Source organism: Pseudomarimonas arenosa, from assembly GCF_014841215.1.
GTDB classification, from domain to species: Bacteria; Pseudomonadota; Gammaproteobacteria; order Xanthomonadales; family Xanthomonadaceae; genus Pseudomarimonas; species Pseudomarimonas arenosa.
Map to the genome: position 1 here is coordinate 36635 of NZ_JACYTR010000026.1, position 24965 is coordinate 61599.

10 protein-coding genes are annotated in these 24965 nt (G+C 62.5%); 5 read left to right on the forward strand and 5 right to left on the reverse strand.

Going from position 1 to position 24965, the window contains the following annotated elements; all coding sequences use genetic code 11:
• Positions 1–187: 187 nt before the first annotated feature.
• From IFO71_RS12775 to mutS, 5 genes are all read right to left on the reverse strand, one after another.
• The gene (locus IFO71_RS12775) at positions 188–4504 is read right to left on the reverse strand and encodes a response regulator (RefSeq protein ID WP_192030030.1); all 4317 of its coding nucleotides are present in this window, start codon (positions 4502–4504) and stop codon (positions 188–190) included.
• Between the two features lie 120 nt (positions 4505–4624).
• Positions 4625–7243 carry a CHASE domain-containing protein gene (locus IFO71_RS12780; protein ID WP_192030031.1) on the reverse strand — a complete coding sequence of 873 codons (2619 nt, stop codon included), beginning with the start codon at positions 7241–7243 and terminating at the stop codon, positions 4625–4627.
• A 133-nt stretch (positions 7244–7376) separates the two neighbouring features.
• Entirely contained in the window at positions 7377–8441 is a 1065-nt protein-coding gene (amrS, locus tag IFO71_RS12785) for an AmmeMemoRadiSam system radical SAM enzyme (protein WP_192030032.1), read from the reverse strand.
• Positions 8438–9814 (reverse strand): AmmeMemoRadiSam system protein B, encoded by a 1377-nt coding sequence (gene amrB / locus IFO71_RS12790; protein WP_192030033.1) that lies wholly within the window; start codon positions 9812–9814, stop codon positions 8438–8440. Before amrB ends, amrS begins: the two co-directional genes overlap by 4 nt.
• A 99-nt stretch (positions 9815–9913) precedes the next feature.
• Positions 9914–12577 (reverse strand): DNA mismatch repair protein MutS, encoded by a 2664-nt coding sequence (mutS, locus tag IFO71_RS12795; protein WP_192030034.1) that lies wholly within the window; start codon positions 12575–12577, stop codon positions 9914–9916.
• A 201-nt stretch (positions 12578–12778) separates the two neighbouring features.
• Between mutS and ptsP the strand changes: the two genes are divergently transcribed.
• The 5 genes from ptsP to IFO71_RS12820 all read left to right on the forward strand — a co-directional run.
• Positions 12779–15337, forward strand: a complete 2559-nt coding sequence (ptsP, locus tag IFO71_RS12800) for a phosphoenolpyruvate--protein phosphotransferase (RefSeq protein ID WP_192030035.1) — start codon at positions 12779–12781, stop codon at positions 15335–15337.
• Between the two features lie 270 nt (positions 15338–15607).
• A complete protein-coding gene (gene ptsG / locus IFO71_RS12805) occupies positions 15608–17368 on the forward strand; it encodes a PTS glucose transporter subunit IIBC (RefSeq protein ID WP_192030036.1) in 1761 nt (586 codons plus the stop codon).
• 117 nt (positions 17369–17485) lie between these two features.
• Positions 17486–19612 carry a lipoxygenase family protein gene (locus tag IFO71_RS12810; protein ID WP_192030037.1) on the forward strand — a complete coding sequence of 709 codons (2127 nt, stop codon included), beginning with the start codon at positions 17486–17488 and terminating at the stop codon, positions 19610–19612.
• A 539-nt stretch (positions 19613–20151) separates the two neighbouring features.
• Entirely contained in the window at positions 20152–21423 is a 1272-nt protein-coding gene (locus IFO71_RS12815) for a multiheme c-type cytochrome (RefSeq protein WP_192030038.1), read from the forward strand.
• 80 nt (positions 21424–21503) lie between these two features.
• The coding region (locus IFO71_RS12820; protein WP_192030039.1) for a FlgD immunoglobulin-like domain containing protein at positions 21504–24965 on the forward strand (3462 nt) is incomplete at its 3' end.

Consider the following 24965-nt stretch of genomic DNA (forward strand, 5'->3'; position numbering starts at 1 on the left):
TCGACTTCGATTCCTGCGGGCCCCTTTAGCGAGTTTGCGGCCACGTCGACAGCATGGGGTTGGAGGGGGATGGACGATCGCTCCGAACGGTGGTGGGCCACAGGCCCACGTATAGGAGAAGCGTAGGGTGGGCTGCGCCGACCGATGACGCGGATGATCGCCGGGTGCACTGAAAAGCGTCGTTCGATCACAGATTCGATGTCGCTTCCTTGCTCGGATCGAAGCCCGCCATATCTTCCACCAAGGCGTGCAGGGCGCGCCGCAGTGGAGCGAGGTCGGGCAACGAGGCGTCAGAACCCAACGCCGCTTCGATCTCCCCGGCTTGTTCGGCGATCAGTTCAGCGCCCAGAGTGGCGGCCATGCCTCGCATGGAATGGGCTAGATGTTCGGCTTCGCTCGGGCGTTGCTCTGCCAACATGGTTTGCAGTTCGCTGGCTGCATCTGCGTACTTGTCGACAAAGCGCTGCAGCATCCGACAATAAAGCTCTGTGTGACCGGCTGCATAACGCAGGCCGGATTCGGTGTCGACACCACGCAGATTCGGAAGACAAGCCGGTGCCCTCGCGTCTGCCGTTGGCACTCCACTGGCTGCAGGGGGCTCGGTTGCTTGGCTTTGGCCCTCTGTGTCGACTCTCCGAAAGCGCAACACCGTGCTAATTAGCAGGGCCGGGTCGACTGGCTTGACCACGCGTCCCTGCATGCCGGCATCCAGGCAACGACGCAGTTCTTCCTTCAGCGCGTGCGCGGTCATCGCCAATACAGGGAGTTGCGCCGGGTCGTATTGCTTTCGGATGCGGCGGGTGGCCTCGAGGCCATCCATTACCGGCATTTGCACGTCCATCAGCACCAGATGAGGCAGCTCGAATTGACTCAGGTGACTGAGCGCCTGCCGGCCATTTTCAGCCCAGTCCACTTCGGCACCCACCGCTTGCAGAATCTCGAGGGCAATCTGGCGATTGATCTCGTTGTCGTCCACCAGCAGCAGCCGTACTCCGCAAAGGTCACCAAGACGCTCATCGGTGGTGCTTTGCTCGGCCAATCTGGCACGCCCCAAAACCGAACCTATCGAGTCGAACAGCACCGAGGCCGTCACTGGTTTGTTGAGAAAGCCGTCGAACAGTTGCCTGGCTTTGGAGTCGCGAAATACGCGGTCACCGAAGGCAGTGCACAGAATCATCCGGGGGCTGCGTTCCGAATACAGTTGACGGATGTTTGCACCCAGGGTCAGGCCGTCCATGCCCGGCAGCTTCCAGTCGATGAGCGCGACATCGAATCGGGGCGCTTCCTGCTTTCGCATTTCATCAAGGGCCCGTTCAGCGCTTGGGACCGCCAGCGGCTCCCAGCCAAACTGCTGGATTAGTTCCTGCATCACCTGGCGTGCGGAAGGATTGTCCTCCACGATCAGCACGTTGCAAGCTGTCGGCTCGTGCTTCGAGCTTTCAGCCTGGATCGGCTCAGCGCGGCCGAAGTACAGTCGAAAGTGAAACTCGGTACCGCGACCGGGTTCGGACTCGAACTCAAGCTGACCGCCCATGAGTTCGACGAGTTGTCGGCTGATTACCAGTCCGAGTCCGGTGCCACCGAAACGCCGAGTGATGGAGCTGTCGGCCTGGGCGAAGGCCTGGAACAGTCGCGACTGCTGTTCTTCTGTCATGCCGATTCCGGTGTCGCGACAGTGGAACTCTATGCAAACGTTCGAATCATCGGCTTCCACTTGTTGCAGTTCGAGGCAAACCTCGCCGGTCTCGGTGAATTTCACCGCATTGCCGGCCAGATTGACCAACACCTGGGTCAGCCGAAGCGGATCCCCGATTAGCTGAATATCTGCATCCGTTTCATCGCGAACGACGAACTCGAGATCCTTGCTTTGTGCCCGGTGTGCTACCAGGGCGATGACCTTTTCAAGTACCTGCTCGATCCGGAATTCGGTTTCCTCCAGCTCCAGCATGCCGGATTCCACCTTCGATACGTCGAGAATATCGTTGAGCACGCCGAGCAAGGCCTGGGCAGCCTGCTTAGCCTTGTCGCTGCAGTCTCGCTGGCGATCGTCAAGCTTGGTTTTGCCGAGCAAGTGCAGCATGCCGAGCACGGCATTCATTGGCGTACGAATTTCGTGGCTCATGTTGGCCAGGAACTCGGATTTCGATCGATTGGCGGCATCGGCCGCCTGCTTGGCTTCACGCAGGCCCTGCTCCAAGGCCAGCTGATCGCTGATGTCGCGGTTGATGCCGGTTACGACCTGTGGCCGGCCGTACTCATCGTGCTCAACGATGGAAGCGGCCTGGATGTGCCGAATCCGCCCGTTTGGCAGGCAAATACGAAATACCGGGTCGAACCTGCATTCACCAGCAAGCGCCTGTTGCAGTCTACGTTCGGTGTCTTCGAGGTCGTCTGGATGTATCCGCGACCGCCAATGTTCGTAGCTAAGCCCCTGCTTGCGCAAACTCAGCGGCCAGTCGTAGATCTCGAACATGCGGTCGTTCCATACCAGGTGGTTGTCCGTGAGACGCCAAGTCCAGACACCCAGTTGCGCTGCATCGACCGCAGTTTGAAACCGACTGTGGGCGGCACTCAGCTGCTGTTGTTTGCGCTCCAGTGCGCTGACGTCGGTGGCGACGGCAATGTAGCCAGTAGTCTGTCCGGAGTCGTCCGACAGGGCGCTGAACACGAGTAGCACCGGTACCTTGTGGCCGCGACAGTCTATCCACAGCCAACGACGCCATTCACGGTTGTGGTCGGCAGATTCGGCACGCAGCAAGATCTCGATGGCTTGCGGCGGCCCGGCCGGCGCGGACAGGCCGAGCTGAGTTGCGCGTTCGGCGAGTTGATGCGGATCCTGAAACTCGCTGATATGGCGCTTGCCAACAACGTCCGGAGCCGCGTAGCCAAGCAGGCGTTCGGCCTCAGGATTGAACAAGCTGATTCGCCCGCTGCAATCGGACGCAATGATTGCGCTGCCGGCATTGGCGACAATAGCGGCGTGCAAGGCAGACATTCTTCGGAGATTCGCCGTACGTGCCTCCACCTGCTGTTCCAGCGACCGATTCAACTCTTGAATCTCTTCCTCGTGCCGCACCTGCGCGCTGATGTCGCGCAGCGTGGTAGCTATACCGGTTGCTGGCCCTTGGCTGTTGCGAATGGCAGCCAGGGTGAAGGCAACTGGGACAGTTGCCCGCCCGGCCCCACGGCACTCGGTCACCAGGGTGACCACAGGTACCCCAGCGCGAATGCGCGCTTGCGCGGATCGGATATGATCGCGCGCTTCTCCCTGCGCGATCAGCGCCGCCAGATCCTGGCCGAAGGCCGAGCTCGTATCGATACCGAACAGAGTGTGTGCGCTGCGATTCCAACTTCGTATCCGGCCATTCAGATCGGTGGCAACAATGGGATCTTGCGCGGCGCTCACTAGGGCGGCCAGCAGTGCTTGTTTCTGGTGCTCTCGAGAGCGCAATCGTTGAAACCAGCCCGCCAACAAGGCCGCCAGCACGGTGACGCCACCGCTCGCGCTTGCAGCAGCCCAGCGGGCTGCTGCTACCTCGTGTTCCACAAGTCGCTCGGGGGCCATCAGGATGAGGGTGGCGTGATGATCGGGGCGCGACGAATCTAGCTGCAGCCTGCGTCGATAGAATCGAACCAGTCGGCCCCCTGCTTCCGCCCGCTCCAGTCTCGAAGCATTGCCGTCGGCAACAATAAACTCATCCTGCCAGCGTTGCGGCTTGCCGAACTCGAAACCATAGGCTTTGCCGGATTCGGGGTGAACCAGGAAATCTCCACTATCGTTGATCACGTACAGGGCAAATGGTGAGTCAGGATCGGTGGCGACGGTGTCGAGCAGCACCGTGGCATCGAGGTTCAGTAGCACCGCTCCGTAGGCGTTACCATCGGGGCCGTGTACCGGTGTGCCAATGCGTAACACCGGAGTGTGTGGCAAGGTGATTTCACCGTACTCGCGGTTGAGGTCGATCTTCGACACATACGCTTGGCCGCGGGGCAGTTGGCTAGTCTGCAAGAAATAGTCGCGGTCGCCCTTCGATTGCAACGCAGACTCGGCAACCGTTTCCACCGAGTCACCGTGCCGATTGACCCGCACCAACTCGCGACCACGGCCGGCTCGACCGATCAGGCGCAACTGCAAAACGTCGGGGTTCGCCCAGGCAAAGGCCTGAAAGATGGTCTCCAGGCGTGATTGCCACAGTTCGGTTGTGCTGTTCTCCTCGGCATCAAAACCCTGTTGGAGCAGGGCCCGACCGATGCCCGGCACCGGCGGGGTGTCGGCGAGAAAGAGCACATCGCGTCGCCGCCGTTCGATTTGCCGCTCCAGCGCCCGAACTCGCAATTCGGTCAGGCGCGCCAGCTGCTCTTCCATTTCGCGCAGCGTTTGCTGTCGCTCATGTTCGCCGACACCCAGGGCTACCAGCGACGGCACGAGCAGCACGAGTAAGAACATCCAAAGCCAGCGACCGTGGGCTTTGAGGTTGACGAATTCGAAACGTTGCGGTCTCAAGGCCGAGGTTCCACATTTTCGACAGCAACAGCATAGCGCCGTTATAGCCGAGTAGCACCGGCTCGCTGTCGGCACGGATGTGAGCCTGGCGACGATCGGCCAAAACGGCGTTTGCAGCAGTCAGCCCGATTCGAACTTGTTGAACTCCACCCAAAAGACGCTGCCCCTGCTACTTGACTTGAATCCGATCTGGCCGCCCATCTTCTCCACCAGCAGTTTGGTGATGGCCAGGCCGAGTCCGGTGCCGGGGTGGCGGCGCTGGGTGGAGCCGTCGGCCTGCCAGAATTTCTCGAAGATGCGTGGCTGAAGTTCAGCCGGTATGCCGGGCCCTTGGTCGATCACTTCCAGGCGCACCCTGTTGCGCAGTTGGCCGGCTTTCAGCCACACCTCGCTGCCGGCAGGGGAGAATTTGACTGCATTCGAGACCAGGTTTGACAACACCTGGGCCAGTCGGTCGGGGGCGCAGAAGATGTCGGGCAGATGGTGCTCGCATTCCAGATGGAGACTGATTGAGCTGCGCTTGGCATACGGCTCAAGATCGGCCAGGTGCTGGCGCAGAAAGGGTTCGAGTTGCACCCGGCTCAGTTGCAGCTGCAGGGTGCCGATGCTGAGCTTTTCGAAGTCGAGCAGGTCATTGATCAGATGCGCCAGTCGCTCGCCATTGCGATCGGCGACCTCGAGCAATTGCGACGCGGCTGGTGGCAGTTGTAGCCCGGCGTGTTGCTGCAACAGGCGCACGGCGCCGCGCAGGGCGGTCAGCGGGGTGCGCAGTTCATGGCTTACCGTCGAGACGAATTCGCGTTTCAGCTGGTCGAGCTCATAGCGCTGCCGCATATCATGCAGTTGCACGCTATAGCGCCGTTCTTCACTGACTTCTACCCGGGTGGCGGTGAGTTCAACCGGCACCAGGGCGTTGGCGGCATCGGCCACGCTGGTTTCGAATCGCACCCGCTCATCGCTATGTCCCGCTAACCACTCGTTGAGTCGTTCGGCCTCGGAGAGCAGGGGCGACAGCGGCTTGCCCAGCAGGGCCTGATCGTCGTAGCCGAGCATCACCCGGCCATAGGCATTGATCGACAGGATGCGACCGGCAGCGTCCAGCAGCAGCAGACCCTCGGGTGAGGAGTCCACGATTGCCCGCTGCAGACTTTCGCTACGCTGCAATTCGCGGGTGCGTTGGGTGACCACCCGGGCAATGGCGCTTTCCCGGCTCGCCGCCAAGGTCATGGTTGAAGCCAGCAAGGCAGCAAACAGCAGGCCGGCCACCAGCACCAGCCAGGCCTGCCAGGGATGTCGACTTTCAACGAACCCGGGCAGGGCGTGAAACTCCAGCAGCCATCGTCGGCCACCCAGTTCCAGCAGGCGTTGCGTGCTGAGTCCGTTGCGTGCAACGGCACTCGACGCCGACAGCGAGGCGCTGGCGCTGTCAAACAGCAGAATTGGTGCCTGCTCATCGCTGCGATCGGTCATGCGGATACGCACTTCCGCGGTTGGCTGATCTTCTAGCGCGAACTTCAGCGTCTGTTCGATCTGCACTGCGGCTATGACGAAACCGGCTTCGGCGTGATCGGTACTGCTGACATAGCGCATGCTCAGCACACCCAGCGCGTCACCGCTGTCTTGCAGCAGGCGCAAGGGACGGGAAACCGCAACATCGCCGCTGGCACGGGCGCGCTGCAGCGCTTCCAGTCGCTGCGGGCTGGAGGCAAGATCAAAGCCTAGTATCGCTGCGTGGCGCTCGAATGGTTCCAAGAAGGCGATCGGGGCATGAAAGGGCGGTGCGTTGGCCGCGTCGGCCTGGCCCTGCTCCTCGCGTTGCCAGACCCGATAGCCAGGGTGGATCTGCCGCATTGCGGACTGGTGTGCAGACAGTTGCTCCGGCAACACCAGGGGCGCCCATTCGATCGCATTGATCGCCGGCCGATGGCGCAACATGGTGTTAACGAAGGTGCTGAATTCCTGGTGGTCGACCCGTTGGCTGGCGGCAAAGAAGCGCTCAAGCGATTCCAGTTCGGTGATGGTGTGCTGGACGCTGGATTCGATCTGATTACCGAGACGCTCGCTGATGCGGGCAAACGACTCGCGCAGATTAGCTTGCTCCCAGTGGCTGGCGGCGTAGAAAGCCCAGACCACCACGGCCAGAGTGAGCAGCAGCATCGGCACTACCTTGCGCGCCAATGGCCGCCAATAGCTGGCCGGCTGTGCCCACAGCATCAGCATGACCGGCGTCACCAGCAGTACGCCGATGCCATCGCCGACCCACCAGGTCAGCCAGGCAAAGGGCAGGGCATCCCAGCCGGGGAGCAATCCGGCCGCTAGCAAGGTGCCGGTGCCCACGCTGGCACCGATCAGGGGCGCCAGGCAGGCGGCGAGGATCGCGAATCGCCCATGACTGCGTCCCTCTTCAAAGGTGATCGGCAATCCGATAAAGCGCGCGATCAGCCAATGGCCGGCCAGTGCCTGCAGTGAAGAGCCGCTGGCAATCAGCGCGGCGATCAGCACCGAGAAAGCGCTGAAGCCACCGCCAATCCATATGTTCAGGGCCAAGGAGCCGAGCCAGACGCCGATGATGGCCGGTCGGCCGAACAATAGCAGGGCACCCAAGGCCACACCCGCAGGCGGGAAAATGGCGGTGGCATAGCCCGGCGGAATCGCCAGCAGCAGTCCGAGCCGGCCCGAAACCACGTAGGCCACCGCGATGATCAGGCTCAGCTTGGTCAGGGACAGCGCGCGTGCCATTCCGCTCCTCGGCGCCGGCTGCCGGGCCATTCTGCTGCGAACTGCATGCTAACCGATGTGATGTCGCTGAGTTGTGGCGGTGGCGTATACCTCACGCCGACCCCGGCCAAAGCCGCCGATCAGGGTCGGCCTGTCAGGCAATGGCCACCGGCATGCGCCGTCGGCCCCAGCTGCCCTGGTAGGCGCCGAAGCGACCGGCAATGGGCTGGCCGCATTCGGGGCAACGCGCCTGCTCATCGATCCGGTACTTGCCCAGCTGGTACCAGTCGCGTTCGATCAGCAGGGTGTCGCAGCCGGGACAGAACGTGCTGCCACCCAGGGAGTCATGCACATTGCCGGTGTAGACGTAGCGCAGGCCGTACTGCAGCGCGATTTGTCGTGCGCGACTAAGGGTGGAGGCCGGCGTGTGCTCGACGTCGGTCATCTTGTGGTCGGGATGAAAGGCGGAGAAATGCAGCGGCACATCCAGTCCCAGGTGCTGTGCAATCCATTCGCACTCAGCATGCAGTTCCGCCTCGCTGTCGTTCTTGCCGGGAATCAGCAGGGTAGTGATCTCGGTCCAGACATCGGTGTGGTGAACCAGGTATTCCAGGGTGTTGAGCACTGGCTGCAAATGAGCACCGCAGAGTCGATAGTAAAACTCGTCGGTGAACGCCTTGAGGTCGACATTGGCCGCGTCCATCGGGGCAAAGAATGCTTCACGGGCCTGTTCGGTGATATAGCCGGCGGTGACAGCCACTGCCTTCAGGCCGCGAGCATGGGCTGCCTCGGCACAGTCCATCGCGTACTCGGCGAAGATCACCGGGTCGTTGTAGGTAAAGGCAATCGACCGGCAGCCGTAAGCCTCGGCGGTGGCCGCCAATTGTTCGGGGGTGGCGGCCCCCGACAGCGTATCGACCTCGCGCGACTTGCTGATGTCCCAGTTCTGGCAGAACTTGCAGGCCAGATTGCAGCCGGCGGTGCCAAAGCTCAGCACGCTGCTGCCGGGGTAGAAATGATTCAAGGGCTTTTTTTCGATGGGGTCGATGCAAAAGCCCGAAGAGCGGCCGTAGCTGGTAAGCCACATCTGGCCGTCTTCCACTTGCCGGACAAAACAGGCGCCGCGCTGACCCTCGCGCAGTTTGCAGTCGCGTGGGCACAGATCACAGGCAATGCGACCGTCATCCAGTCGATGCCACCATTGGCCTGGATGGTTCATGCTGGCTCGCTCCAGTGCTGCACCTGATAGCGATATACACGCAGTTCCGCTGACCAGAAATCGGCTGCCAGTCCAGCTTTGTGCTTGAGCGCGCGCAGGAAGTCCGCCGGTTGCGGCAAGGCCTGCCAGACCTGCGGCAGGAAGGTGCCTCGGCGGCCATGCAACTCCAGCAGCAGTCCATCGACGCCAGGGCGAATCAATTGCAGCAGGTGTTGCTCGCTCTCGACCGCCAAGGGTTGCAGCGGCGATAGCAGCGAGACCTCGATGTGCAGATCATCGAGCTCATCGGCGCGCAGGCAGGGAAATCGTGAATCGTCAAAGGCGGCTGCGCAGGCGCTGTGTTCGATGGCCAATTCCAGCGTTTGACAGGCTTCCAGAGTTCCGCGGCAACCGCGCAGCTCACCTTGTCGGCGCAAGCTGACGAAGCAGGCCGCCGGCTGCTGCAAGGCCGGATGTGCAGCTACGTCGCCGACTGGCTTGTTAAGGGCCAGGCGAATCGCCCGTCGCGCACGCTGTAGCAGTGTCCTGCCCAGCGCCGGGTCCGGGTCCGCTGACATCCCGGCCGCGGGCGCTTCGCTGAATGCGACCGAGCAGTAGCCCACCACCCGCTCCGGGCTGCCGGCGGTGTCAGCCGAGGTGCGGCGGTCCAGCAGATGCGCTGTCATGCCGCGCCGTTTTGCCACCCGCAGCAGACCATTGATCGGTGTGGCGCCGCAGGCCTGTTCATGGTCCAACGGCTCATTGAGTGCAACGATCTGCTCCGTGGTGGCGCGATCGATCTGCATCGCCAGTCGTTGCGGCAGGTAGTGCGATAGATCCGAGCTGATCAGGACCAGGGTTTCTTCCCCACCCCACACCGCCTCCAATACTTCCGCGACTTCCTCCGCGTTGGCATGGCCCACCAGCACGGGCAAGACGCTGAAGTGATCCAAGGTGTTCAGCAGGAAGGGGAGCTGTACTTCCAGCGCATGCTCCTCTGCATGTACATCGTCGCGTTGAGTTACCTGTGACATCGGCAATAGCCGCTGCACGCCCTCCTGATCGACTTCGACCTCGCCCAATGGTGAAGCGAAACGGCTGTGCGTGGGTACTGCCAAGCCCTTGAAGCCAACCCGGTGCGCCGGGCCGAGCAGCACTACGCGTCGAATTCGGCCCGCCGCTGGCCGCAGTGCGGCATAGGCGCGGGCGGCAATCGGGCCAGAATAGACATATCCCGCGTGCGGCACGATCAGCGCCTTCGGAGGCGCCGATAGGGGTGTGGATGCAGCCGCTCCTTCACGCAACAGGCCATCGAGTTCGGCCTGCAATTGCCCAGGATTGGCGGGATAGAACAGTCCGGCCACGGCGGCCGGGCGCGGCTGATCGCTCAGCATGCGCACCTCCCGCGGCGTTTGACCTGGCAGATGTCAGGTCTTGTTGGTCACGCCTTAGGGACAGCTTGCGCCGCTGGGCGCGAAAATCAAGTCGACAAGTCAGCCGGCGCTCAGCTGTTTCAGCTGGTACAGGCTTTCCAGCGCCTCGCGCGGCGACAGTTGATCGGGGTCGATTTCGGCCAGGGCCTTCTCCAGCGCCGAGGGCGCGGCGGCAAACAGGCTGAGCTGTGGGCTGGGATCCTCGCGTCGCGGTGGCGCCGCGCCGGGTGTGCCTTCCAGTTCTTCCAGATAGGCGCGAGCCGCTTTCAGCGCGGCTTTCGGCAGGCCGGCCAGGGCGGCGACCTGCAGGCCGAAACTGCGATTGGCCGGGCCTTCCTTCACCGCATGCATAAAGACCAACTTATCGCCATGTTCCACCGCGTCGAGATGCACATTGACGATGCCATTGCCGGGCGCGGCCAGTTGGGTCAGCTCGAAGTAATGGGTGGCAAACAAGGTCATGGCGCGATTGGCGCGAGCCAGCTGCAGGGCGCAGGCCTTGGCCAGGGCCAGGCCGTCATAGGTGGAGGTGCCGCGGCCGATTTCGTCCATCAAGACCAGGGAATGCTCGCTGGCGTGATGCAGGATGTAACTGGTCTCGGCCATTTCCACCATGAAGGTCGACTGGCCGCGGGCGAGATCGTCGCCGGCACCGATGCGGGTGAGAATGCGATCGATCGGGCCGATCTCGGCCTCGCTCGCTGGCACGAAACTGCCGATATGTGCCAATAGCACGATCAGCGCGGTCTGCCGCATATAGGTCGACTTGCCGCCCATATTGGGGCCGGTGATCACCAGCAGTCGGCGCTCCGGGCCGAGTTCCACCGAGTTCGGCTCGAACGGCTCATCGCGTACCGCTTCCACCACCGGATGACGGCCATCGACGATGCGGATGCCGGGCTCATCAACCAGCCTGGGCGCATTCCAGTTCAAGCTCTCGGCACGCTCGGCAAAACCGCACAACACATCGAGTTCCGCCAGGGCGCTGGCGGCACTCTTCAGCGGCTGAAGGCGGACGTTGAGTTGGTCGAGCAAGTCTTCCCACAGCTGCTTCTCACGGGCCAGGGCCTGATCCTTGGCCGACAGCACCTGATCTTCGAACTGCTTCAGTTCCTCGGTGATATAGCGCTCGGCATTGGCTAGGGTTTGCCGTCGGGTGTAGTGGGTCGGCACCTTGTCGGCCTGCGCCTTGCCCATCTCGATGTAGTAGCCATGCACCCGGTTGTAGCCGACCTTGAGCGTGGCGATGCCGGTCTGCTCGCGTTCGCGGGCTTCGAGTTCGACCAGAAAGCTGTCGGCGTCTTCGGTGAGGCGGCGGAAACGGTCCAGTTCGGCATCGAAGCCATCGGCAATAACGCCGCCATCGCGCAGCACCACCGGCGGCTGCGGCTTGATCGCCCGGTTAAGCAGATCGGCTTCGTGCTCGTGGCCGCTAAGGGCGAGAGCGAGTTGGCCGAGCAAGCCTGTCGCCGCATCGTCAACCAATGCGGGCTGGTCTCCTCCCCTTGCGAGCGTGGCTCGATGGGGGAGGTCGGGAGGGGGTTGGCTTTGCGCCGCAAGGGGAGGAGTAACATCTAGCAAGGATCTAAGTTCAGGCAAGGCCAACAAGGCATCGCGCAAAGTACTGAGATCGCGTGGCCGGGCCGAACGAAGGGCGACTCGAGCGAGAATGCGTTCAACATCGCCAATGGCGCGAAACGCCTCGCGTAGCGGTTCAAACAATCCGTTATCGATCAGACTGGCGACCGCTTGATGGCGTTCTCTTAACAGCGCCTGCCGCCGCAGTGGACGATGCAGCCAGCGTTTCAGCAGGCGTCCGCCCATCGGCGTGATGCTGCTGTCGAGCACCGCTGCAACTGTGTGTTCAGTGCGGCCATCGATGCGGCTGTCGAGTTCCAGGTGACGCCGGGTCGCGGCATTCATGGCGATGCTGTCACTGCTCGATTCGACCGCGATGCCGGATAGGTGCGGCAGGGCTTGACGCTGGGTCTCTTCCAGATAGCCGAGCAGGGCGCCGCAGGCGGCGATGGCCAGCGCGCGGTCTTCGATGCCAAAGGCGGTGAGATCGTGCAGCTGATAGAAACGCAGCAGGGTGCGACGGCCGCTGTCGGCATCGAAGTGCCAGGGGCCGCGGCGCCGCAGTCCGCGGGCAGCGCTCAGAAACGCCGGCCAGCCATCTTCATCGGGCTGCAGCAGCTCGGCCGGCTCCAGCCGTGCCAGTTCGGCGCTGAGCTCATCCTCGCTGGCCAGCTCCTGCACCAGGAAGCGGCCGGCCGACAGATCGACCCAGGCCAGACCGAAGCCCTGCTTGCCGCGACTCACTGCCGCCAGCAGTGTATCGCGGCGCTCCTCCAGCAGGGCATCGTCGGTGACCGTGCCCGGGGTGACAATCCGCACCACCTTGCGTTCCACCAGGCCCTTGCTGGCCGCCGGATCGCCGATCTGCTCGCAGATCGCCACTGATTCGCCAAGCGCCACCAGCCGGGCCAGATAACCCTCGGCGGCGTGAAACGGCACCCCAGCCATGGGAATCGGCTGGCCGGCCGACTGGCCGCGCTGGGTCAGGGTGATATCGAGCAGCTTGGCCGCACGCCGCGCATCGTCGTAGAACAATTCATAGAAATCGCCCATCCGAAAGAACAGCAGAATGTCCGGATGCTCGGCCTTGGCGGCGAAAAACTGTTTCATCAGCGGGGTGTGTTCCGCTGTCTTGTCCTGACTCATGGCTGCCTGTGTGCGGGTGATGCCCCGGCCACCTGGCCGGCATGCGACCGCCTATTCTGCCTGTACCGGCCGCCGGCTGCATCGCGCAGACCCAGGTCGGGGCGATTGGCCTGCATACGTATGCGGTTGAATCTTGCCGCATCAGCGGCTTGCGAGCAGGCCACAACGGGCTACTCTGGCGACGCTGCAGCCGGAGGGGGCATGGCCGAACAATCCAACATCTTGCCTGTATTGGCGCCGCTGTCCGGGGTACGGGTGCCCTTATCGCGGGTGCCCGACCCGGTGTTTGCCCAGCGCATGGTCGGCGATGGCGCCTCGCTGGATCCGACCTCGTCAACCTTGCTGGCGCCGATCGATGGCGACGTAGTGCAATTGCATGCCGCACATCACGCGATCACCCTGCGTCACCCCAGCGGGGTCGACATCCTGATCCATATCGGCATCGACACGGTGACCCTGCGCGGTGAGGGCTTCACCCCGATGGTGCGGCTGGGCGATCGGGTCAGTGCAGGTCAAGGCCTGATCCGCTTCGATCTCGATCATCTGGCCTGCCGCGCGCGCAGCATGCTGACCCAGGTGGTGGTAGCCAATGGCGAGCGCGTGGTCGCGCTCCAGCTGGGGCGCGGCGAGCTGGAGGCCGGGCGAAGTCTGTTGTTCAGTCTGACGCTCAACAGTGACGATCGGTCAGCCGCCGCGGTCCACCGGGGCGATCAGCATGCGACGAAGGTCGAGTTGCCGAATCCGGCCGGCTTGCATGCGCGGCCGGCGGCGGTGTTCGCCGAAGCGGCCAAGCACTATCGGGCCGATGTTCGATTGCGCTTTCAGGGCCGCGAAGCCAATGGCAAATCTCTGGTGGCCCTGATGTCCCTGGCCACGGCGGCCGGTAGCGTGGTGGAACTGGTGGCCCGCGGGCCCGATGCGCGCGAGGCGCTGGGCCGCTTGGCCGAACTGTTGCGTCAGGGCTGCGGGGAGGATCTTCAGGCCGCCCGGGCCGAGGCGGAGCGCAGACCGTCGCTGGAAGTCGAGCGCGCAGCCAACCGCGCGGTCAGCGGCGAACTGCGTGGCGTCACCGCATCGCCCGGACTGGCCATCGGCCGCGTGTTTCAGTGGCGCCGCGGCGCGCTGCAGGTGCAAGAGCGAGGTGCCGACCCGGCCAGCGAACACCAGCGCCTGAGCCAGGCCTTGCGCGCTGCCGAGCGCAGTTTGCGGGAACTGCAGGTTCAATCGACAGATACCGCGCGTGGCGCCATCCTCGCGGCTCAGCAGGAACTGCTGCAGGATCCGCAACTGGTCGACAGCGCCTTGGCCCTGATCGATCAGGGCAAGAGCGCTGCCTATGCCTGGCAGACGGCGACCGAACAATCGGCCGCCACCCTGGCCGCCCTCGGCAATGCCTTGCTGGCCGAGCGCGCGGCGGATCTGCGTGATATCGGGCGGCGTGTGCTCGGCGAGTTGCTGGGCGAAGTGACCACCAGCGTGCAGTTGCCCGAGGGCTGCATCCTGATTGCCGAAGACCTCACCCCATCGGAAACCGCCGACCTCGATCGCCAGCGCCTGCGCGGCTTCTGCACCCGCGGCGGCGGCGCCACCGGTCACGTCGCCATTCTGGCCCGCTCGTTTGGTCTGCCGGCGCTATGTGCTATCGACCCACAGGCGCTGCAACTGGCCGATGGCCAGAGGGTGATTCTCGACGCCGATCGTGGCCTGTTGTTGACAGCTCCCGCTCCCGAACAATGGGCGCAGGCGGAACGTGATGTTGAGGAGGCGAAACAACGCGCCCAGCGCGAGAGGACCGCTGCTCAGCAACCGGCCCGCAGTGCTGATGGACAGCGCATCGAGGTGGTGGCCAATGTGCGTCACGCCGCCGATACCGCGGACGCCCTGGCCGCCGGGGCCGAAGGGGTAGGGCTGCTGCGCAGCGAGTTGCTGTTCGAACAGCGCAGCAGTGCGCCTGATGAGGACGAGCAGATCGCCGCCTACGCCGCCGTCGCGCGCTGCCTCGGCCAGGATCGGCCGCTGGTGATTCGCAGCCTGGACGTTGGCGGCGACAAACCGCTGAGCTATCTGCCATTGCCACGCGAGGACAATCCATTTCTCGGCCAGCGCGGTGTGCGGCTCAGCCTGGCTCACCCGGCGCTGTTTTGCACCCAGATTCGCGCGGTGCTGCGCGCCACCCAGGGCCATCGCCTGCATCTGATGCTGCCGATGGTGGCAACCCTGGAGGAGTTTCGCCAGGCCCGCGCCCTGGTCGCCGAGCAGGCAGAGCAGCTGGGTCTGGCCATGCCCTCGCTGGGCATCATGATCGAGGTGCCGTCGGCGGCCCTATTGGCCGAGCAGTTTGCCCGCGAGGTTGATTTCATGTCGATCGGCAGCAATGACCTGACCCAGTACACCCTGGCCATGGATCGCGGTCATGCCCAGCTGGCACAACACGCCGATGCGCTGCATCCTGCTGTGTTGCGCTTGATTGGATTGTGCGGCGATGCAGTCAAACGAAACGCTAAGTGGCTCGGGGTGTGTGGCGCGATGGCTTCCGATCCGCTGGCCGTGCCAGCCTTGCTGGGTCTGGGAGTGCGCGAGCTGTCAGTGGAGGCGCCGGCGGTGGCCGCAGTGAAAGCCGCGGTGGCGCGTTGTTATCTCGATGAATGCCGAGCACTGGCGCAACAACTGGTCGAGCTCGATACCGCCAGCGCGGTACGGGCGCGATTGAGCGAGTTTCAATCCCGGGCCCACGCCGCTCGTGTTGAGGAATCGGTCTGATGAGTGCTTGTGATGGGTCCGGCTCGTCTGGCCTCTCGATGAACTACCGGCATAACCTGTCGATTCGCCTAGGCCGCGCCTTGCTCCCCTACCCAGGAACCTCGCTGCGTGAGGCCTGGATAGGGAAAGGCCGGCTCCCTAACCCCACCCCAGCCCTCCCCGAACATCGGGGAGGGAGTTCCGGGGCGCAATCCGGTGCGGCGAAAATCAGCGCACATTGGTCTCTCCCCTGGAGGGAGAGGGGCTAGAGCACTTCAAGGGACACTAGAGATGTTCAAATCAGCATTCACCCTGCTGCAAAAGATTGGCAAGTCGCTGATGTTGCCGGTGGCGGTCTTGCCGGTGGCCGGCCTGCTGCTGGGTATTGGAGCGGCCAAGTTCGGTTGGATTCCGGCCGATCTGTCGCTGATGATGAAGATGTCGGGCGATGTGATCTTCGGCAATCTGCCGTTGATCTTCGCCATCGGCGTAGCACTGGGTTTCACCGAGAACGATGGGGTGGCGGCAATCGCGGCCACCATCGGCTACCTGGTGATGAATGCCACCCTCGGGGTGATGGCCGGCATCGTCGGCATCACCGCCGATTCGATCATGGGCATCCCCTCGATTCAGACCGGGGTGTTCGGCGGCATTCTGGCCGGCTGTCTGGCCGCCTGGTTGTTCAACCGTTACTACCGCATTCGGCTGCCGGATTATCTGGGCTTCTTTGCCGGCAAGCGCTTCGTGCCGATTGTGACGGCCTTGGCCGCGATTGGTCTTGGCATTCTGCTGGCTTTCATCTGGCCGCCGATCGGCAGCGGCATCAAGCTGTTTTCGCATTGGGCCGCGAATGAAGATCCGCGCACCGCGGCCACCGTGTACGGCTTGGTCGAGCGGCTGCTGATTCCGTTCGGCCTGCACCATATCTGGAACGTGCCGTTCTTCTTCGAGATGGGCACCTTTGTCGATCCCAGCAGCGGCAAGACGGTGTCCGGCGATATCAATCGCTTCTTCGCCGGCGACTCCACGGCCGGCGTGCTGGCTGGTGGCTTTCTGTTCAAGATGTTCGGCCTGCCGGCGGCGGCGATTGCGATCTGGCACGAGGCGCGACCGGAGCGGCGCCTGGCGGTGGGCGGCATCATGCTATCCGGCGCGCTGACCTCCTTTCTCACCGGCATCACCGAACCGATCGAGTTCGCCTTCCTGTTCGTTGCGCCGGTGCTGTACCTGGTGCACGCCGTGCTAGTGGCCAGCGCCCAGTTCTTAACCAACTCCTTGGACATGCACATGGGATTCACCTTTTCCCAGGGTGCCATCGATTTCGTGGTGTTCAACCTGATCGGGCCGAATGCCAAGAACGCCTGGTATGTGTTCATTCTTGGGCCACTGTATGCGCTGATCTACTACGGCGTGTTCCGTGCGGTGATCCGCTGGTTCGATCTGAAAACCCCGGGGCGCGAAACCGAGGCCACGGCCAGCGTCGCCAGTCAGCCCGGCAGCAGCCAGGCCGCCGCCCTGGTCGCGGCCTTCGGCGGCGCCGGCAATATCCGCGGCCTCGATGCCTGCATCACCCGCCTGCGCATCGAAGTGGCCGATCCGCAGCAGGTCGATCAGGCCAAACTCAAGCTGTTGGGTGCCGCCGGCGTGCTCATGGTCGGCAACAACGTGCAAGCGATCTTCGGCCCCTTGTCGGACAATCTGCGCACCGAGATGCAGGATTGCCTGCGTGGTAGCGCGACCACAGCGGGCGTAGCCCCGCCGGCAGCGCTGGCTGCCACCCCCACTGCTGTTACTCCGCCCTCCTCGATGGAGGACTGGGTTAAGGAGGCCGCCGAAGGTCTGCGGCAGGCCTTGGGTGGGATGGCCAATATTCTCAACCTCGAAGCGGTGGCATACACCCGCTTGCGTGTTGAGCTTGCCGATGCGCGGCGGATCGATGCCGAGGCGCTGAAGGCCGCTGGCGCTGATGCGGTGTTCGAGGTCAGGCCCGGCCTCTATCACTTGCTGGTCGGCGATCGTGCGGAGCAACTGGCGGCTGAGCTGCGCGCTTAGTCGAGCGCGACCTAGCCCGCCGTCAAAACACAAGACTTGCCAGCCTGGGTAGCCGGCGGGTAGCGTGTCGCCCTGTCACGTCACCCGCGCATAGCGCGCAATCTGAGGGCAATGCCGATGTCGAGCACGCAGGCTGCAGTGATCCCCACGCTTCCGCAGCAAGATTCCGCCGATCTGCAGGCGCAGCGGGCCTTTCAGTTATCGCTGGCGCGCACCGACTACAACTACATGCGCAGCTACCTCGAATCGGTGCCGATGTCGGCCGATCTGCCCTCGGCGGAGAAGTTCAGCCTCGATTACGAGGCGCAGGTGCTGAAAGTGTTCGTGCCCTTGGCCGAGAACTTCAAGCAAGCCGTGACGCTGCTGCTTGAGCGCGAGCTCAGCGAGGACATGCCGACCGACGCGCTGCGCGCCGTCGAGCAGGCCTACGACAAACTCAGCAAGGAGTTCAGTCTGCTGCACCCGGGGCGCGACGCCAAGGATCTGCAGGATCTTCTGGCCGCGCTGGCCGCCCTGCCGAAGGCGATCGAGGGCATGACCCGGCTGCCGCGCGATCTGGAGAAGATGATCACTGGCCTCGATGCGGTGTTCAAGGACCTGATTGCCAACGGGCCGACCGCCTTTCTGAAGTCGACCTTGTACGACATGCTGAGCAGCGACCACGGACGCAACTATCTGCGTCCGCGATCGCTGGAAGACTACGAGAACCAGTTCATCTCCCTGCCCAAGCCTTTGATGCTGAGTATCGAGCAGCAGTCCTGGATGCCCAAGGAGGGTTTGCCCTGTCAGCAGGACTGGTTCTTCGGCCACCTGCAGATCGCCGGCTTCAATACCACCCAATTGCGTGGTGTGGTGCTGGAGCGCGGCAAGCAGCGTGATGCGGCGGTGCTGTCGGAACTGCAGGCCAAGTGTCCGATCAGCGATGCGATTCTGCAGTCGGTCACCGGCGACTCGGCGATCACCCTGGCGCAGGCGATCCGCGAGCATCGTCTGTATGTGGTCGACTATGCCCAGCTCGAAGGCGCCAAGACCAACTCACTGCACGACGAACAGCGATACATCGCGGCACCGATTGCGCTGTTCTACTGGAATCCCACGCCGCCGCCGGGCTTTCCGCCGGGCGGGGCGCTGCAGCCGATTGCCATCCAGCTGGGTCAGCGCTTCGACGCCGAAGCCACGCCGATTTACACCCCGAATGACTGCGCGGGCGGTGATGACGCCAAGGGCTACAAATGGCAGATCGCCAAGTACATCGTCAATGCGGTATGTGCCATTCAACACGAATCGGTGGCGCATCTGGGTGACTGTCATCTGATCATCGAGCCGATGGTGGTGGCCATGCATCGGCAGTTGGCGACCAGCCATCCGCTGTACAAGCTGCTGATTCCGCATTTCCGCTTCACCATCAATATCAATGATGACGCGATTCATAGTCTGGTCGTTCCGGGTGGTGTTGTGGCCTGCAATGTCGGCATTGAAATCGAGTCCACCCTGGCCCTGGTGTCGCGTGCGCATCGTGCCTGGCGCTGGGACGAGCGTTTGCCAGAGCGCCAATTCGCCCTGCGTGCAGTAGATCAGCTGGCGGTCTTTCCGTTCCGTGACGATACCCTGCTGTTGTGGAAGGCGATCAAGCAATATGTTAATGATTACCTGCGGCTCTACTACCGCAATGACCAGGATGTGGCTTTGGATAGCGAGCTGCAGGGCTGGATCTACGAACTCACTGCGCCGCAGTATTGTGGTTTCCAGGGGCTTGATGGTCTGCAGCCCAGCGGTGATTCAGAGCGGCCGTGGAAGATCGATAGCCTCGACTATCTGATCGAGATGATCAGCCTGATCCTGTATACCGCCGGCCCGCTGCATGCCTCGGTGAACTATGCGCAGTATCCGTTGATGTCCTTTGTGCCCGGTGTGTCGGGCAGCGTGTACAAGGCCCCGCCCACACGTTCGACCCAGATCGAGTCGGAGCAGGACCTGCTGACCTGGTACACGCCCTTGGATGTCGCCTTGTACGGCGCATCTTTCGAGTTCCTGTTGAGCAGCGTGCAGTACGACACCTTTGGCCATTATGAGCACAACCCCCGCGACCCCTATTTCAAGGATCCGCGGGTAGAGCCGATCGTGGCGAAACTGCAGGCTGAGCTGGCCGCGATCGAGACCGAAATCCGCAAGCGCAATCAGTCCAGACCGATGCCGTACCCGTTCCAGCTGCCATCGCATATTCCGAACAGCATTAGTATTTAGGGGCGTCTTGGGTGCCCCGGAGATCGGTGTGGGGCAGGCGAGTTGGTACGGCAACGCTGAGCCACCGGCTCATCCAGTTCGATGTTCTCGGCTGAGCTGAGTCGGCCAGTTCAGCCGCATCGGAGACGCCGATCACCGCTTGCCCTTTCCGCAGGATCGATCTCGGCCATCTTAAGGATGGCTCTGGCAGAGATCACCTGAAAGGACTTGTCTGGCCTCTGTCGCACTCGCCAGCGCAAGCTCGTGCGCAAGGTTCTGTGTGTGAAAAACCGCACTTTTCAGTGGTCTGATTAGCAGTTTTTCGCGCTATTCCGAGCGGTCTGGCGAAACTTCTCAAGATTCGATTGCGTTTGGCCCGACAATCACATAGGCTTCACGCCGCTCCGCGAAGCGAGGTTGCGCTTGGGAGGGCATATCGTGCCCTGGGTTGGGTCGGTAGCACTCAACCAACCGGCGTTTGACGCGCATCAAGCTTGCTGAATCCTAGCCGCCCCGAAGAGCGGTGACGCTCCTGTCCTGCTGTTTTAAAGAGAAACGTCGTGTTCAAGTGGCTTGCCTCATTGCTTGTGCTTGCCCTGGCCCTGGCCATGTGGACGAGTTGGACGCGGGCCAATGTGGAATCGAACCACTATGTAGGATCGAGCTCCTGCCAAGACTGCCATCAGACTCAGCACGAAGGCTGGCATGACTCCGCCCATCGCAAGATGATGCGCAAGGCCACTGAGCCCGGCGTTATGAATGCCTCCTGGCACGCCGAAGGTGCGCCCGCATTCACCGAAGACGAAGTGGTCTGGGTGATCGGATCGAAGTGGGAGCAGCAGTTCATGGGTGCCGATGGGCATACCGAAACCCTGCTTCCCGCTGCCTGGTCGATTCTGCGCAGCGGCTGGAAGCTCACCGGATGGGATGGCTGGCAGGCGCCGGTTCCGTTGCGCCGATGTCATGGCTGCCACACCGTGGGCCTTGACGTTACCGACGGATCGTTCGTCGAGCCGGGCATTGGTTGCGAATCCTGCCATGGCCGCGGTGCCTGGCATGAGGAGGTGCACGGCTCTGGCGGCATGACGGCTGGCCTCGACGCGGAGACCTGCGGCCAGTGCCACGCCCGAGGCAACTCCCCTAGCGGTGAGTACTTCTTTCCGGTGGGCTTCGAGCCGGGCGGCAGCCTGGAAGACAAGTTCGTCTTTTCCCAACCCGATTACTTGCAGAACTCGTCGCAGTGGTGGGGAACCGGGCGTGAGCGGGACCGTCACCAGCAGTTTCAGGCCTGGCAGCGCGGTGGCCATGCCGACGCGCTGAAATCGCTCGGGTCGAGCTACGACGGCCGATTCGGTCCGGTAGAGCGCGAATGCTACCAATGCCATAGCGCCGAATACGCTGTTTTCCCCGAGAAGGCAAAAGACGCCGAGCTAGTTCCGGAGTTGGGTGTTACGTGCAGCGTTTGCCATAACGTGCACGGCGAACTGGATTCGCAGCGGATGACCTGTGTCGACTGCCACGACAACGGCGCGAAGCACCACGCGCAAGATGCCTTGGTCGATCACGTGCCATGCCCCGAGTCAGCCAAGGTCGAGTGCATCGACTGCCACATGCCGATCACCATCACGATTGGCGGTGAGTTGCGCCTGCGCAGCCATGCCCCTGGCATCACCGAACCGCAGCAAGCCGCTTCCTTCGATTCGCCGTCGAGTTGCGCCAACGGCGGCTGCCATAGCAATGCATCGAGTGAAGACATGCAAACCGCTTTTGACAATTTTTACCGTGCGGGCGATGCCCGTGCCTCGACCGTGGGCGAAAGGAGTGGCAAGTGAAGCAACTTGATCCATCAAGCACAGCGATGACCCGCGAGACCAGGGCAAGGCGACGCGCAGCAAGTATTACGCTGGCACTGATGACCCTGCTCTTCGCCGCACCGGTGATGGCGGTAGCGCCGCCGCAGCTTGATGCACTGACTTCGCCGATTGTCACCAATCCGGTCGTGGTGCAGGGCAGTGCAACGCCGGGCGCCGAGGTCAGCATCTTTGCCGGAACTCAGCTGCGCGCTAAGGGCGTGGCGGCGGGCGACGGGCGTTTTTCCATCAAGGTACCGTTCGACTTCGGCGACAACCCGCTCAGCGCGGTGGAACGGGTGGGAGCAGAGGTGAGCTCGCCGGGGAACACGGTCGTAGTGCAAAACACGCAGTCGGTGAACCGAACCTGGTCGGGTTCGATCAGCCAAGACACTGTGTGGACGCATGGCAACGGCGGCGCGTACTTCCTTTCCAGCAATTTGACCATTGCCCCTGGCGCAACGCTCTGGGTGATGCCTGGTGTCGAGCTCAAGGTGACCGGCTACTACTCGGCTGTTACCGTCAATGGCGCGTTGCGGGTCCTGGGCAGCACAGCCCAACCAGTGAAGTTCGTGGCGGCCAGCGGAACTGCTTCGGCCGGTCAGTGGACGGGCATCGTAGTCAATGCCAGCGCGACCGAGGTGTTAATCGAGCATGCCGAGATTCGCAACGCCATCAAGGCTGTGGAGTTCAACGCCAGCAGCGGCACCGTTCGCAAGTCGCTGCTCATTCATAGCACCACCGGCCTCTACGCTCGTGACGGCGCAACCCCGCAGGTGATTGATGGCAACACCATCACCGCCAATCACATCGGCGTAGAAGTACACACGCAACAGGTCAGCAATTCGGCCAAGAACCCGATGCCGGTGGTGACGGGCAACGCGATCTACGGCAACAACTCGTATAACTATCGTGGCAATGCCTACGCCAACCCCGATGCCGCCCGCCTCAATGCCCGCGGCAACTACTGGGGTACCACCGATGTCGGCCAGATCGCCCACAAGATCTATGATCGCTCGGACTACTACAATCACCCTGTCATCGACTTCGCCGGTTACTTAACCGCCGAAGGCCAGCCGGCCTTTGCTGGTAGCAGCCTCAACGGACAGATCCTCAGCGATCTCACCCTGAGTGCTGGCGTGCACCAAATTGAGGGCTATGTGCGTGTGGCGCAGGGGGCGACGTTAACGCTGGAGGCAGGCGCCGAACTGCAGTTCCCCTACAGCCAATTGTTTGTCGTAGATGGCTCGCTGCGCGCACTCGGAACGGCGGCGCAGCCGGTGAAGTTCCTGTCGAGTCGCACAAGCCCCGCAGCCGGTCACTGGCCCGGCATTGTGATCAACGCCAGCGCAAACGACGTGCTGATCGAGTACGCCGAAGTTCGCCACGCCGCCAAAGCGCTGGAGTTCAATGGCAGCAGCGGCACGGTTCGCCAATCGCTGTTGAGCCAGAACAGCACGGCGATCTACGCCCGCGACGGCGCCACGCCGCAGGTAGTTGATGGCAATACCATCACGGCCAACCAAACCGGGATTGAGGTATACACCTCGCAGCCGAGCAATCTTGCCAAGAATCCGGCACCTCTGCTGAGCGGCAACGCTATTTACGGTAACAGTGGGTACAACTACCGCGGCAGTGCTTACGCCAATCCCGATGCCACACGTCTCGACGCGCGCGGCAACTACTGGGGCACAACCGATGTCGGCCAGATTGCCAACAAGATCTACGATCGCTCGGATTACTACAACTACCCGGTCATCGACTTCTCAGGGTATCTGAGCGCCGATGGCCAGCCGGCTTTTGCCGGCGGCAGTCTCAACGGACAGGTCCTTAGCAATCTCACCTTGGGCGCCGGCCTGCACCAAGTTGAAGGCTATGTGCGTGTAGCACCAGGGGCGACCTTGACCTTGGCTGCGGGTGCCGAACTGCAGTTCCCCTACAGTCAATCTTTCGTGGTGGACGGTTCGTTGCGCGTGTTGGGCACGCAGGCGCAGCCGGTGAAGTTCGTTTCCAGCCGTGTGGCTCCGGCGGCGGGGCACTGGCCGGGAATTCTGATCAATGCCAGCGCAAACAACGTGCTAGTCGAGCACGCCGAAATTCGCCACGCCACCAAGGCGTTGGAGTTCAACGCCAGCACGGGTATTGTTCGCAGGTCGCTGCTTACTCAAAACACCATCGCAATTCACGCCCGTGATGGTGCCACGCCGCAGGTGATTGATGGCAACTCCATCACGGCAAACCGCGACGGCGTGGAGGTTTCAACCTCTCAGCCCAGCAATCCTGCCAAGAACCCTTTGCCGGTCGTGACGGGCAACCGCATTTACAGCAATAGTGGGTACAACTTTCGGGGTAGTGCCTACGCCAATCCCGACACCACTCGCCTGAATGCCCGCGGCAACGATTGGGGCACCACCGACGTCGGCCAAATCGCTAGCAAAATCTATGACCGCTCCGACTACTACAACCACCCGGTGATCGACTTTGCAGGGTACCTCACGGCAGAGGGATCGCCTGCGTTTTCTGGCAATAGCCTCAACGGGCCGCTTCTTGCCAATACCACCTTGGGTGCTGGCCTGCACCAGGTCGAAGGTTATGTTCGGGTGGCGCCAGGAGCCACCTTGACCTTGCTGCCGGGCGCGGAACTGCAGTTCCCCTACAGTCAATCCTTCGTGGTGGACGGTTCGTTGCGCGTGTTGGGCACGCAGGCGCAGCCGGTGAAATTCCTGTCGAGCCGGGCCTCTCCAGCCGCGGGGCACTGGCCGGGAATTCTGATCAATGCCGGCGCCAACGACGTGTTGATTGAGCATGCTGATATTCGCCATGCCGTTCGCGCGGTCGAATTCAATGCCAGTAGCGGCACAATCCGGAAGTCCTTGCTGACCCAGAACACCATCGGCGTCTACGCCCGTGATGCAGCCACGCCCCAGGTGATCGACGGCAATACCATCTCCGGAAACTTCAATGGCGTGGAGGTTTATAACCTGCAGTCGAACAATCCGGCGAGAAATCCCCAGCCTGTCGTCACAGGAAACGCCATCCATGGCAACAGCAACTTCAACTATCGGGGCAACAGCTACGCGAATTCGGCCAATGTCAGCCTGAACGCTCGGGGCAACTACTGGGGCACTACCGACCCGTATGCCATTGCTCAGAAGATTGATGATCGCGCTGATACCCCCTCATTTCCTGAAATCAACTACTGCGACTATCTGGATCAGCCGGGTGGTACGCCGTATCCCGGCGTGTATGCCGTGCGCACCAATGCCATGGTGATTGATCCGTCGGTATCGCAGGCCGGAAACATCGAGTTCACCACCAATTCGGCAGATCAGCTTGAAGTGATCATCAAGAAGCTCACCTCTGGTGAGGTGGTGTATTCCGAGGTGCTGGATTCGCCTTCGTGCGGCAAGAAGTCATTTCAATGGTCTGGGCAGACCCTCGCCGGCCAAGTGCTGGATGACGGCGTCTATGTCACTGCGTTCCGCAGTACGAGCGGCTCGCAGATCGTCGAACACACCGAACCG